13 protein-coding genes are annotated in these 12,182 nt (G+C 68.8%); 11 read left to right on the top strand and 2 right to left on the bottom strand.

Features of this window, described 5'->3' with window-relative positions; all coding sequences use genetic code 11:
* Positions 1–52: 52 nt before the first annotated feature.
* The 7 genes from VEC04_RS00210 to VEC04_RS00240 all read left to right on the top strand — a co-directional run bounded on the left by VEC04_RS00210 (position 53) and on the right by VEC04_RS00240 (position 7,394).
* On the top strand, positions 53–793 hold the full coding sequence (locus VEC04_RS00210; RefSeq protein ID WP_324772637.1) for a response regulator: 741 nt from the start codon (positions 53–55) through the stop codon (positions 791–793).
* Positions 790–2,331, top strand: a complete 1,542-nt coding sequence (locus VEC04_RS00215) for an ATP-binding protein (protein WP_324772639.1) — start codon at positions 790–792, stop codon at positions 2,329–2,331. The genes VEC04_RS00210 and VEC04_RS00215 overlap by 4 nt, the downstream gene beginning before the upstream one ends.
* Positions 2,331–3,671, top strand: a complete 1,341-nt coding sequence (locus VEC04_RS00220; RefSeq protein WP_324772641.1) for a S41 family peptidase — start codon at positions 2,331–2,333, stop codon at positions 3,669–3,671. The genes VEC04_RS00215 and VEC04_RS00220 overlap by 1 nt, the downstream gene beginning before the upstream one ends.
* A 111-nt stretch (positions 3,672–3,782) precedes the next feature.
* On the top strand, positions 3,783–4,790 hold the full coding sequence (gene gap / locus VEC04_RS00225; RefSeq protein WP_324772643.1) for a type I glyceraldehyde-3-phosphate dehydrogenase: 1,008 nt from the start codon (positions 3,783–3,785) through the stop codon (positions 4,788–4,790).
* Positions 4,790–5,095 (top strand): hypothetical protein, encoded by a 306-nt coding sequence (locus tag VEC04_RS00230; RefSeq protein WP_324772645.1) that lies wholly within the window; start codon positions 4,790–4,792, stop codon positions 5,093–5,095. Before gap ends, VEC04_RS00230 begins: the two co-directional genes overlap by 1 nt.
* Positions 5,092–6,291 (top strand): phosphoglycerate kinase, encoded by a 1,200-nt coding sequence (locus VEC04_RS00235; RefSeq protein ID WP_324772647.1) that lies wholly within the window; start codon positions 5,092–5,094, stop codon positions 6,289–6,291. Before VEC04_RS00230 ends, VEC04_RS00235 begins: the two co-directional genes overlap by 4 nt.
* 77 nt (positions 6,292–6,368) lie before the next feature.
* Positions 6,369–7,394 (top strand): class I fructose-bisphosphate aldolase, encoded by a 1,026-nt coding sequence (locus VEC04_RS00240; protein WP_324772649.1) that lies wholly within the window; start codon positions 6,369–6,371, stop codon positions 7,392–7,394.
* A 35-nt stretch (positions 7,395–7,429) separates the two neighbouring features.
* On the opposite strand, the gene VEC04_RS00245 is transcribed toward VEC04_RS00240, so the two are convergent.
* Positions 7,430–8,068: a DUF2799 domain-containing protein gene (locus VEC04_RS00245; protein ID WP_324772651.1), complete on the bottom strand. Its 639-nt coding sequence runs from the start codon at positions 8,066–8,068 to the stop codon at positions 7,430–7,432.
* 128 nt (positions 8,069–8,196) lie between these two features.
* On the opposite strand from VEC04_RS00245, the gene VEC04_RS00250 reads away from it, so the two are divergent.
* The 4 genes from VEC04_RS00250 to rpoH all read left to right on the top strand — a co-directional run bounded on the left by VEC04_RS00250 (position 8,197) and on the right by rpoH (position 11,621).
* Positions 8,197–9,195 (top strand): RluA family pseudouridine synthase, encoded by a 999-nt coding sequence (locus VEC04_RS00250; RefSeq protein WP_324772653.1) that lies wholly within the window; start codon positions 8,197–8,199, stop codon positions 9,193–9,195.
* Between the two features lie 30 nt (positions 9,196–9,225).
* Positions 9,226–9,543, top strand: coding sequence for a GNAT family N-acetyltransferase (locus VEC04_RS00255; RefSeq protein ID WP_324772655.1), 318 nt, complete (start codon positions 9,226–9,228; stop codon positions 9,541–9,543).
* Positions 9,540–10,529 (top strand): ThuA domain-containing protein, encoded by a 990-nt coding sequence (locus VEC04_RS00260; protein WP_324772657.1) that lies wholly within the window; start codon positions 9,540–9,542, stop codon positions 10,527–10,529. Before VEC04_RS00255 ends, VEC04_RS00260 begins: the two co-directional genes overlap by 4 nt.
* Positions 10,530–10,733: 204 nt before the next feature.
* Positions 10,734–11,621 carry an RNA polymerase sigma factor RpoH gene (rpoH, locus tag VEC04_RS00265; protein WP_324772659.1) on the top strand — a complete coding sequence of 296 codons (888 nt, stop codon included), beginning with the start codon at positions 10,734–10,736 and terminating at the stop codon, positions 11,619–11,621.
* A gap of 16 nt (positions 11,622–11,637) precedes the next feature.
* Here rpoH and VEC04_RS00270 read toward each other — a convergent pair.
* On the bottom strand, positions 11,638–12,182 hold a 545-nt coding region (locus VEC04_RS00270), incomplete at its 5' end, for a response regulator (RefSeq protein WP_324772661.1).

Here is a 12,182-nt window from a genome sequence, read left to right on the forward strand (position 1 = left end):
GCCGCCGAATTGTTTCAATGCTGAAATGACGGCGCGAGGAGGGTTCGTCACAATGGCCGCCATGCAAGCCGAAGCCGCCCCGCGCATCCTCGTCGTCGACGACGACCCCGGTATCCGCGAGGTGCTGACCGACTATCTGTCCCAGCACGGCTACGCGGCCGAAGGGGCGGCGACGGCGGCCGAGATGGACCGCGCCATCGCGGCGCGGACGCCGGATTTGATCGTGCTGGACCTGATGATGCCGGGCGAGGACGGGCTGTCCGTCTGCCGGCGCATGGCCGGCAAGGGCCCGCCGATCGTCATGCTCTCCGCGATGGGCGAGGACACCGACCGGATCATCGGCCTGGAGCTCGGCGCCGACGACTATCTGGCCAAGCCGTGCAATCCCCGGGAACTGCTGGCGCGGGTGCGGGCGGTTCTGCGCCGGCCGCGCGAGGCGGGTGAGGCCGAGGGCCCGTGCCTTGCCTTCGCGGGATGGCGGCTGGACCTCCTGCGCCGGGAGCTGACGCGACCGGACGGGCAGACCGTCAATCTGTCAGCCGGCGAGTTCGCCCTGTTGCGCGCCTTCGCCGAACGCCCCGGCCGGATCATGACCCGGGATCAGCTGCTCGAGCGGGCCCGCGGCGCGGACACCGACGTCTTCGACAGGGCCATGGACGTGCAGATCAGCCGGCTGCGCAAGAAGCTCGACGACGGGTCGGGACTGGAGATGATCCAGACGCTGCGCGGCGAGGGCTACATGTTCAACGTGCGGGTCGAGCGTCACAACGGCGCCGGACGGAACGGGACGTGAAGCGTCCTTCCTCCCTGCCCGTCCTGGTCCAGGTGGCGGCGCTCGCGGCGCTGGCCGTGGTCATGTCACAGGCCGTGGCCTTCGCCGTGGTGGTGCTCGCCCCCGAACCCCGGCCGTCCGGCTTCAGCATCGAGGCGGCGGCGAACGCGCTGAAGGGCGAACCGGCCGAAACCTCCGACGGACGCGCTCTCAAGCGGCGGATCACGGACGAACCGGTCTCTCCGGCCGGTATCGACCGGGTCGATCCCATGGCGCTGGCCATCTCGGCGGGGTTGGCGGAACGGCTGGGCGTCCAGCCGGGCATGGTGCGGGTCACGGTCGATCGTCAGCGGAGGCGCCGGCCCAGCCGGCCGCCGCATGGCGCTCCCCCGCCGACAAACTTCGTCATGGTCCGTCCCGACGCCAAGGTTCGCGGCGTCGACGTCCCGGGCGAGGCCTCCCGCCAGACCACGGTGAGACTGACCGGAGAACAGGCGGAAGTGGCGGCCCAGCTGCACAGGCGACACATGCCGCCGCGCGGCGACGACGGGGCGATCGTCATCAATTCCACGACGCGCGAGTTCACCGTGCTGGCGCACCGGCTGACCTTCGCGCCCTTCTCGGCCTCCGTGCGCCAGCCGGACGGACGCTGGGCGACGGTGGAGCCGCCGCGCAGCCTGCTGTCGCCTTGGCAGGCCAGGATGCTGCTGGCGTTGGGCATTTCGATGTTGCTGCTGGCGCCGCTGGTCTGGTGGCTGGCGCGGCGGCTGACCCGCCCCATCCGCGTCTTCGCCGACGCCGCCGAACGGCTGGGGGCCGACCCCGACGCCGAGCCGCTGGCCCCCTCCGGCCCGAGCGAGGTGCGCACCGCTATCCATGCCTTCAACGAAATGCAGGCCTCGCTGCGCAACCATATGCGCCAGCGGACCCAGACCATCGCCGCCATCGCCCACGACCTGCGCACGCCGCTGACGCGGCTGCGTTTCCGGGCCGAGCAGGCGCCGGCGGCGGTGCGCGACCGGATGGCGTCCGACATCGAGGAGATGGACGCGCTGATCGCCCAGGCCATGGCCTTCGTGCGCGGCGAGGCTACGCCCGAGCGGCGCGAGCCGCTGGATCTCGGACGGCTGGCGGCCGATTGCGCGGGCGGCTTCGAGGAGACCGGCGCGGCCGTGAGTTTTCAGGGCGGCGGCGCTCTGCCGGTGAAGGGCGACCCGGCCGCCCTGCGCCGGGCGCTGGCCAATCTGATCTCCAACGCCGTTAAATACGGCGGCGCGGCGCGGGTGAAGGCTCACGCCCAGGACGGCCGCGCGGTGGTCGAAGTGGCGGACGACGGTCCGGGCGTAGCCGAGACCGAGCTGGAGGCCGTGTTCGAGCCGTTCTACCGCGGCGAGCGCTCGCGCAGCCGTGAAACCGGCGGCGCGGGCCTCGGCCTGACAGTGGCGCGGCAGGCGGCGCGCGCCCACGGCGGCGACGTCATCATGATCCGGCGGAAGGAAGGAGGGCTGATCGCCCGTCTCGATCTGCCGCTGTCCACCAACGGTCCGGAGATACCCTGATGCGTATACTCGTCCTTGTCGCGATGGTGACGGCCCTCGGAACCGGTCCGACCTTCGGGCAGAGCCCGTCGACGTCCGACGCAGCGGCGGCCGCCACGGTCGAGGCGCCCGCTCCACGTGTGACCGTGAGCGCCATCGCCGGACGCATTCACGACCTCTATTTCGATCCGGCCCGGGGGGCGGAGATCGCCGCCGTCCTGATGGCCGAAAGCGCGGCCGGGACCTTTGACGCCCTCACCGATCCGCGAGACCTGGCCGCCGCCCTGAGCGCGCGGTTGCGTCCGTTCGACGCCCACTTCAACGTGACTTACGACCCTCAGGCTCAGGCGACGGGGCCGCGACGGGGGCCGGGACCGGGTGGCCCGGTAGGGGGGCCCGGGCCGGGCCCGGGCGGGCCCAATCCAGCCGAAGCACGGGGGCACTATGGGTTCCGCAAGGTCGAAATCCTGCCCGGCAATGTCGGCTATATCGACCTGCGCCAGTTTTCGAATATCGACTTCAGAAATCCCGCCGACCCGGCCCGGCGCGCGGCTGACGCCGCCCTGACATTCGTGGCCGACGCCGACGCGGTGATCTTCGACTTGCGGGACAACGGCGGAGGGGCGCCGTCGATGGTCGGCTATCTGACCAGCGCCTTCACCCCGGCGGGCGCCCCGATCTACAACGTCTTTCACAGCCGCGAGGGGACGAGGAGCGAGGCTCCCGAGGTGTTCCATCCGAACCCGCGTGTCGACGTCCCGGTCTACATCCTGATCAGTGGCCGCACCGGCTCGGCGGGCGAGGCCTTCCCCTACACGCTGCAGGGGGCCCGGCGGGCGACCATCGTCGGCGAGGCTTCGGGCGGGGCCGCCAATCCCGGCGGCATGGTGCGCGTCGGGGGTGGCTTTGGGGTCTTCATCTCCCAAGGCTCGCCGAAAAATCCGAACACCGGCGGCAACTGGGAGGGAACCGGCGTCATCCCCGACGTGGCGGTTCCCTGGCATCAGGCGCTGGACCGGGCCCACGCCCTGGCCCTCGAAGGGATAGTCGCGCGCGATCCCGGGCGGACCGACGCGGCCTGGGCGCTGGAGGCCCTGACCTCGACCGCCGCCTCCGGAGACCTGTCGCCTTACGCGGGCGTCTATGGCGACCAAACGGTCTCGGTCGAAGGCGACCGCCTGCATGTGGTGCGTGGCCGCCGGCCGCCGGTGGTGCTGGCGCGGCTGGCCGATGACCTGTTCACCGTCGTAGGTGACCCGACCCGCCGGGTGCAGTTCAGCCGGGACGAGACCGGGCGGGTCACGACGATGGACACGCTCGGCTTCGGCGGTCCGGGGGCGCGCGCGCGCCGCACCGACTGACGGCCAGCGTTACAGTTCATCACGCCTTGTTACAGGCGCGGGGTTGAAACCCGGCGCCGCCGGTTCCATTGAAGCGCCAACCGCCAATCAACGCTTCAGGAGCCCGCCCCCATGACCGTCCGCGTCGCCATCAATGGTTTCGGCCGCATCGGCCGCCTCGTCCTGCGCTCGATCGTCGAGCACGGCCGTCGCGACATCGAGGTGGTGGCGATCAACGATCTCGGGCCGGTCGAGACCAACGCCCACCTGCTGCGCTACGACAGCGTGCACGGCCGGTTCCCGGGCACGGTGACCTCGGGCGAGGACTGGATCGACGTCGGTCTCGGCAAGATCAAGGTGACGGCGATCCGCAACCCGGAAGAGCTGCCGCACAAGGACCTGCACGTCGACATCGCCTTCGAGTGCACGGGCCTGTTCACCTCGAAAGACAAGGCCTCCGCCCACCTGAAAGCCGGCGCCAGGCGGGTCCTGGTCTCGGCCCCGGCCGACGGCGCCGACAAGACCATCGTCTACAAGGTCAACCATGACGTCTTGACCGCTGACGACATCGTCGTCTCGAACGGTTCTTGCACCACCAACGCCCTGGCCCCGGTGGCCAAGGTGCTGAACGACCTGTTCGGCATCGAGCGCGGCTATATGACGACGATCCACGCCTACACCGGCGACCAGCCGACGCTGGATACGATGCACAAGGACCTGTACCGCGCCCGCGCGGCCGGCCTGTCGATGATCCCGACCTCGACCGGCGCCGCCAAGGCTCTGGGGCTGGTGCTGCCGGAGCTGAAGGGCAAGCTGGACGGCTCGTCGATCCGGGTGCCGACGCCGAACGTCTCGGTCGTCGATCTGAAGGTCGTGGCCGGACGCGAAGTGACGGTGGACGAGATCAACGCCGCGCTTCAGGCCGCCGCCGACGGGCCGATGAAGGGCGTGCTGCACACCACGACGGACCCGCTGGTGTCGATGGACCTCAATCACATCGCCGCCTCCTCCACCGCGGCCCTGCCCCAGACCCAAGTGGTCGACGGCAAGCTGGCCCGGGTGTTGAGCTGGTACGACAACGAGTGGGGCTTCGCGACGCGGATGGCCGATACGGCGCTGGTGATGGCGAAGTTCATCTGATGGGTGACGCCCGGTACCACGAACAGGGACCGGGCGACCTCGTCCCGGGTCGCGGGAGCGGGCTGATCGAACTTCTCGAATCCCGTGACGGCCAACTCACTATATTGGAACTCGTGGATGGCACGACGCTCCGTTCATTCAATATCGCCTATGGCAGGGACTACGGTGAGGAGCGGGAGCACTTCACATTGAACATCTCGCCGTCCATCGATGGCGAGGTCGTTGAGTTCCTCTCGAGCGGAGACGTCAAAGCCGCTGTTGATCCGGCCACGACCAACGTTTTGTACAGAAGATTAGAGTCATGACCTTCCGCATCCTCGACGACGCCCCGTCCCTCGCCGGCAAGACGGCGCTGGTGCGCGTAGACTTCAACGTGCCGACGGAGGGCGGAAAGGTGACGGAGGACACCCGGCTGCGGGTGGCGATCCCGACCGTCCAGAAGCTGCGCGACGCCGGGGCGAAGGTGGCGCTGCTGGCGCATTTCGACCGGCCCAGGGGGCAGCGCGTGCCGTCGATGAGCCTGCGGCCGGTGGTCGACGACCTGGAGCGGTTGTTGGGGGCGCCGGTGCGGTTCGCCGAGGACTGCGTGGGCGACGAGGCGAAGGCGATGATCGCCGACGTTGACGCGGGCGGCGTGGTGCTGCTGGAGAACGTCCGCTTCCACCCCGGCGAGGAGAAAAACGACCCGGCTTTCGCGGCGCAGCTGGCGGAACTGGGCGACCTCTACGTCAATGACGCCTTCTCGGCCGCGCACCGGGCCCACGCCTCGACCGAGGGGCTGGCGCGGCTCCTGCCCGCCTACGCCGGAGAGTCGATGCGGCGGGAACTGGACGCGCTGGATGCGGCGCTGGGCAATCCGCAGAAGCCGGTGCTGGGCATCGTCGGCGGGGCCAAGGTGTCCACCAAGCTGGACCTGCTGAAGAACCTCGTCGAAAAGCTGGACCGGCTGGCCATCGGCGGGGGCATGGCCAACACCTTCCTGTTCGCGCAGGGCGTCGACATCGGCGGCTCGCTGGCCGAGAAGGACATGGCCGACACGGCGCGCGACATCCTCGCCGAGGCCGAGTCTAAGGGCTGCGAGATCCTGCTGCCGATCGACGTGGTGGTGGCGACGGAGGTCAAGCCGGAGATTGAGACGCGCACCGTGCTCGCGCGCGAGGAGATCAGAGAGGACGAGAAGATTCTCGATGCGGGACCGCTGACCGTCGAGAAGCTGATCAAGGCCATGGCCCTGTCGCGGACCCTGATCTGGAACGGACCGCTGGGCGTGTTCGAGGTTCCGCCGTTCGACGCGGCGACGGTCAAGGCGGCCCAAGCCGCGGCGCAGCTGGCGAAGTCGGGCGCGCTGGTGGCGGTGGGCGGCGGCGGCGACACGGTCGCGGCTCTGCATCACGCGGGCGCGGCGGACGACATGACCTTCGTCTCAACGGCCGGCGGCGCGTTTCTTGAATGGATGGAAGGCAAGCCCCTGCCAGGGGTCGAGGCACTCCGGTCGGCCTGACGCACGCTGTAACAATGCGTGACTTCCGGCTCGGGTGGAGCTAGATCAGCGCAACTCATCAGGCTTAGGAGGACTCGATGGATCTGGCGGCGCTCAACGCGGTGGCTGAGGCGATGGTCACGCCCGGCAAGGGCATTCTGGCGGCCGACGAGTCCACGGGCACGATCAAGAAGCGCTTCGACGCCATCGGGGTCGAGAACACCGAAGAGAACCGCCGCGACTATCGCGAATGCCTGTTCCGCTCGGAGCAGACGATGCGCGAGCACATCTCGGGCGTGATCCTGTTCGAGGAGACTCTGTACCAGGACGCCAGGGACGGCACGCCGCTGGTCGAAATCATCAAGGCGGCCGGATCGATCCCGGGCATCAAGGTCGACAAGGGCGCGACCAAGATGGCCGGCTTCCCGGGCGAGACGGTGACCAAGGGCCTCGACGGCCTGTCCAAACGGCTGCGCGCCCACTACGAGCGCGGCGCCCGGTTCGCCAAGTGGCGGGCGGTGATCGACATCGCCGACGGCATCCCGACCTGGGGCTGCGTCAAGGCCAACGCCCACGCCCTGGCCCGCTACGCCCGCATCTGCCAGCAGGAGCAGATCGTGCCGATCGTCGAGCCCGAGGTTCTGATGGACGGCTCGCACGACATCGCCCGCTGCGACGAGGTCACCCGGTGGGTGCTTCAGACCGTGTTCCAGGAACTGTACGAGCAGCGCGTGGCGCTGGAAGGCATCATCCTCAAGCCGAACATGGTCATTTCCGGCAAGGGCAGCGTTCGCCAGGCCAAGGTGCACGAGGTCGCCGAGCGCACCATCGCGGCGCTGAAGGCCACCGTGCCGTCGGCCGTGCCGGGCATCGCCTATCTGTCTGGCGGTCAGACCGACGAGCAGGCCACCGCCCATCTCAACGAGATGAATCGCATCGGCGGCTTCCCGTGGAAGATGACCTTCTCCTACGGCCGCGCCCTGCAGGCCGCGCCGCAGCGGGCATGGTCGGGCAAGGCTGAGAACGCTGTCGCCTGCCAGTCGGCCTTCCACCACCGCGCCCGCATGAACGGCCTGGCTTCGCTGGGCCAGTGGGAGAAGAAGCTCGAGAAGAAGGCGGCCTGAAAGCCTTGGGCCGGCGGCTCAGCCGCCGCTGCCCCTCACCAGCTGCCGTACTGATCGCGGAAACGCCAGCGGACGTCGCGAACATCGCCTTCCGCGTCATCGATCGCATCCTGCGCCCGACGCCACTCCCGTTCGGTGTCGGCGCGCTCGCGGCGGATCTCGGCGATGCGGTTGCGGATCGCCTCGCGCTCCTCCTCCGTCAGGCCGTCCGCGCGGGCCTCGGCCTGTTTGGCGATGATCTTCTCATCCAGCTCCTCAAGTCGGGAGCCGAGGCTGTCGACCCGGCTGCGCGCATTGGCCAGCGCCTGTTCGGCCGCGTGCACGATCTGGCCGTCCCGATAGCCGTAGGTGAAGTCCTCTTCCAGCTCGGAAGGGCAGACTCCCGCATAGCCTGAACCGCTGCGCCCGACTTCGAACCCCTTGGCGGGCGTGCAGTAGTGCACCAGACCTTCCCGGCGACCGGCGGCATAGGCTGTGGCGTCTGGCGAGACGCCGTGCTTGCCGCAGGCCTCGGCGTGTTCGTCGAGCCGGCTCATGGTCATCCCGGACATACCGTCGCTATAGCCTTGGCCGGACCAGTCTCCCGCCATGCACTGCTCGGCGCTCATGGTGGCGCAGCTGCCGAGCGCCAGCGCGGCCCCGCCGGCCGCCGCCGCGACGATCAGAATTCTCATGGTCCGTCTCCCCAGACACCCGCGTTCACCATGGCGGAATTCCGTACTACAGCCAAGCTGGCGGCTTGCCGGGGCACATGCCGCACGTGCTAGATCACAGACCGCCTGGTCCGGCGGCGGAGTGGCCGGTGTCCGACGAACCCCTGATCGAAGACGACGACGCCACGGTGCTGGAAGCCCGGCTCGAGACCGGCGGAGACCGGCTGGACAAGGCTTTGGCCAAAATATTTCCGACGTTGTCCCGCGCGCGTTTGCAGGCCTTTCTGGTGGAGGGGGTGGTCAGCCGCGACGGCCAGACCGTCTCGAGCGGATCGGCCAAGGCCCAGTCGGGGCTGTATACGATCCTTGTCCCGCCGGTCGTTTCCGCGACGCCGGCGTCCGAGGCGATCCCGCTGACCGTCCTGTTCGAGGACGCCGACCTTATCGTCGTCGACAAGGCCGCCGGCATGGCCGCGCATCCGGCGCCGGGCTGCGAGACCGGGACCCTGGTCAATGCCTTGCTGGCGCACTGCGGAGACTCGCTGTCCGGCATCGGCGGCGTCGCCCGGCCCGGGATCGTGCACCGGCTGGACAAGGACACGTCAGGGGTCATGGTCGCCGCGAAGTCCAACCGGGCCCACGCCGGCCTTTCGGCCCTCTTCGCCGCCCACGACATCGAGCGGACCTACATCGCCCTCACGCGAGGGGCGCCAAGCCCGGCGAAGGGGCGGATCGAGACGCTGATCGGGCGCTCCTCGTCAGACCGCAAGAAGATGGCCGTGCTCCGGAGCGGCGGGCGCAACGCCATCACCGACTATGTCGTCGAGAAGGTGTTCGGGCTTCCAGCCAAGGCCGGCGGCGCGCCGATGGCCGCCCGCGTCGCCTGCACCCTGCACACCGGGCGGACCCACCAGATCCGCGTGCACCTGGCCTCGAAGGGCGCGCCCATCCTGGGGGATCCGGTCTACGGCTCGGGCAGCCCGGCGGCGGCGGTTCGCGCGGCCATCGCCGAGGCCGGTCTGACCCGCCAGGCGCTGCACGCCGCTGTGCTGGGGTTCGTCCATCCGGTGACCGGTGAGCCGCTGCGGTTCGAGACCCCGCCTCCGGAAGACATGACGCAGCTCGAGCGATTGCTCGCCGACCTCTGACGCCCCACCAATGGTCCAGGAGGACCCCGTATGACTGACGCTGACATTCGCGACGACGCCGGACGCCACCGCTACGAACTGCCGGTCGGCGATCAGGTGGCGGTGGTCGTCTACAATCTCTCCGGCCAGAACCTGATGATCACCGAGACCCTCGTGCCGGTGGCGCTGGAGGGCCAGGGGATCGCCAGCCGGCTGGCGAAGCACGTCATCGCCAATGCCCGGGCCCGGGGCCTGCTTATCCTGCCGGTCTGCCCGTTCTTTTCCGCCTACCTGCAGAAACATCCGGAACATGCCGACGTGGTCCATCCGACCTACCGCGACATCCTCGGCCTTCAGGGTCCGCGATGACCCGGCTCCTGACCTTCGTTCTGGTGATTTTCTGCCTGGGCGCCTGCGTCGGCGCCCCTCCAGTTCAGGAGCCGTCCTTGCGGGTCTTCTATCTGTCCCAGTCCGTCGGATTTGTGCATGAGACGGCGCGCCGTCCCGCCGACGGCCTGTCATCCTCCGAACTCGCACTGCAGGAGATGGCCCGCGACAGCGGCGCCTTCACAGTCGAACTGAGCCAGGACGCGCGCGACCTGACCGCCGCGCGGCTGGCTGATTTTGACGTCCTCGTCTTCAGCACCACCGGCGCCCTGCCCATCGACCGGGAGACCTGGGCGGCGATCGTCAGCTGGATCGACAGCGGCCGCGGCGGGTTCGTCGGAGTCCACAGCGCCGCGGACACCGCTCTGGACTTCGAGGGTGGCGAGGAGGCCTGGACGGCCTTCCTCGGTGGCCGTTTCGACGGCCATCCGTGGACGCAGGGCACACCGATCCGCCTGTCGAACCTCGAGCCCTCGCACCCGCTCGCCGCCATGTGGCCGGATGGGACGCCCTATGCTGAGGAGATCTACCAGTACGCCGGCTTCGTCCCGGATCGGCTTCGCGTGCTCCAGACGCTCGACATGACGGCGGAGCCCTTGCGGCGCCCCTACCCCGTGCCGGTCACCTGGGTTCGTCGGATCGGCCAAGGCCGGCTGTTCTACACCAACCTCGGTCATACGCCCTCGACATGGGACGATCCGCGCTTCCGCGACCAGATCGTCGACGCCATCCGCTGGACCGGTGGTCGCCTGGAGGCTCCGGCCGCGCCCAATCCCGATGCCCAGCGGGCCGCCGCGATCACCGCCTTCGTCGCGGCGGAAGGGCTCGATCCGCCCTCGGGCGCAGCCGCTCCAGGCCTATCGGAAGAAATTCGCTCCCTGCAGTCCCTGCACCCGGATAAGCACGATGGCGACGCCTCGGCCTGGGACGCCGCCCGCGCCAGGCTTCGGGCCGCCCTCTCCAAGTAAGTCTTGATTTAGGACTGACTCTCCGCTATACAGTCACTCGTTCGGTGCAGTGGCGCCGGGGCAACGGTCACGCTTCCGTGTGACGATCCGCCTCTGACAAATGCGGAAACCCGACCCTATCTCACCAGTTGAGGGGCGAGGCGTCGGCGCACATCGGGTGGCCGTCTCCGCAGGGCCCGCTCGTTTCACGGTCGGAGGGACCAGATGACTGCAGCAAGATCTCTCGCGGTGATGTCGCCTGAACAGGGACTGTCGCGATACCTGACTGAAATCCGCAAATTTCCGATGCTGGCGAAAGACGAGGAATTCATGCTCGCCAAGCGCTGGACCGAGCATCAAGATCCCGAGGCCGCGCACCGCCTTGTGACCTCACACCTGCGCCTCGTGGCCAAGATCGCCATGGGCTATCGCGGCTATGGCCTGCCGATCGGCGAGGTGATCTCGGAAGGCAATGTCGGCTTGATGCAGGCCGTCAAGAAATTCGATCCGGACAAGGGCTTCCGCCTGGCGACTTACGCCATGTGGTGGATTCGCGCCTCAATCCAGGAATACATCCTGCGCAGCTGGTCGCTCGTGAAGATGGGCACCACGGCGGCGCAGAAGAAGCTGTTCTTCAACCTGCGCAAGGCCAAGAGCCAGATCTCAGCCTTCGAGGAAGGCGACCTGCGTCCGGAACACCTCTCGGCTATCGCCACCAAGCTGGGCGTCTCCGAGGAAGAGGTCACCAATATGAACCGCCGTCTCGGCGGCGACGCTTCGCTGAATGCGCCGCTGCGCGCCGACGGCGAGAGCGAATGGCAGGACTGGCTGGCCGACGACACGGCGGTCTCGCAGGAGACGCAGCTGGCCGAGGACGAGGAAAAGTCGATCCGCATGGGCTTGCTTGAGGAAGCCATGCAGGAACTGACCGATCGCGAGAAGCACATCCTCACCGAGCGCCGTCTCAAGGACGATCCCGTGACCCTGGAGGAGTTGGCCGGTCAATATGGCGTCTCGCGCGAACGGGTCCGTCAGATTGAGGTTCGCGCCTTCGAGAAGCTGCAGAAGGCCATGCGCGCCGCCGCCGAGGAGCGGAACCTGGTCGACGCCTGATCAGTGGAAGGCCGGTCTAGCCGGCCCGCTTCATCGGTTCGGGCGGCGCCATGGCCAGCAGCGACCCGATCGGCGCCGCCAAGGTCGCCTTGCACGGCGGCCCGGAGGCGAGGGTGACCTCCAGCGCGCCGACGGCCACCGCGAGTCGCGAGTCCGAGACCTTCATGGCCAAGGACTTCAGCGTCGCGGCCTGTTCACGGATGGCGCGAACGGCCTGCATCGGATCGTTGTCGAACTGGTCGAGGGCCGCGGCGAGGATCCGCATGGCCTGATCCTTCGCGGCCGTCATGGCCGCGGCGCCGCTGGCCGGCTTGTCCGCCCGGCGCTTGCGGTCGCCCGAGTATTCGCCCGAGTTGAAACGTCGCCGGTCGGGCCCGACGTAGCCGACCGCCTCCACCCAGTCGCGGGGCTTCAGGGCGACGTTTTCGATCCGCTTCAGCAGATCGGCGCTGGTGAACGGCTTGCGGAGGAATTCGTGCACTCCGCTGTCGCGCGCGCCGATGATGGTGCTGGCGGTCGCATCGGCCGTGACCATGATGATCGGCGCCCTGCGGCAGGCAA

The sequence above is a fragment of the Brevundimonas sp. genome (assembly GCF_035626535.1).
In the GTDB taxonomy this organism is placed as follows: Bacteria; Pseudomonadota; Alphaproteobacteria; order Caulobacterales; family Caulobacteraceae; genus Brevundimonas.

Coding starts and splice junctions, on each gene's coding strand:
- VEC04_RS00240 (WP_324772649.1), top strand. CDS start 6,369: ATGGATCTGGCGGCGCTCAACGCGGTGGCTGAGGCGATGGTCACGCCC.
- VEC04_RS00210 (WP_324772637.1), top strand. CDS start 53: ATGGCCGCCATGCAAGCCGAAGCCGCCCCGCGCATCCTCGTCGTCGAC.
- rpoH (WP_324772659.1), top strand. CDS start 10,734: ATGACTGCAGCAAGATCTCTCGCGGTGATGTCGCCTGAACAGGGACTG.
- gap (WP_324772643.1), top strand. CDS start 3,783: ATGACCGTCCGCGTCGCCATCAATGGTTTCGGCCGCATCGGCCGCCTC.
- VEC04_RS00220 (WP_324772641.1), top strand. CDS start 2,331: ATGCGTATACTCGTCCTTGTCGCGATGGTGACGGCCCTCGGAACCGGT.
- VEC04_RS00255 (WP_324772655.1), top strand. CDS start 9,226: ATGACTGACGCTGACATTCGCGACGACGCCGGACGCCACCGCTACGAA.
- VEC04_RS00235 (WP_324772647.1), top strand. CDS start 5,092: ATGACCTTCCGCATCCTCGACGACGCCCCGTCCCTCGCCGGCAAGACG.
- VEC04_RS00260 (WP_324772657.1), top strand. CDS start 9,540: ATGACCCGGCTCCTGACCTTCGTTCTGGTGATTTTCTGCCTGGGCGCC.
- VEC04_RS00230 (WP_324772645.1), top strand. CDS start 4,790: ATGGGTGACGCCCGGTACCACGAACAGGGACCGGGCGACCTCGTCCCG.
- VEC04_RS00245 (WP_324772651.1), bottom strand. CDS start 8,068: ATGAGAATTCTGATCGTCGCGGCGGCGGCCGGCGGGGCCGCGCTGGCG.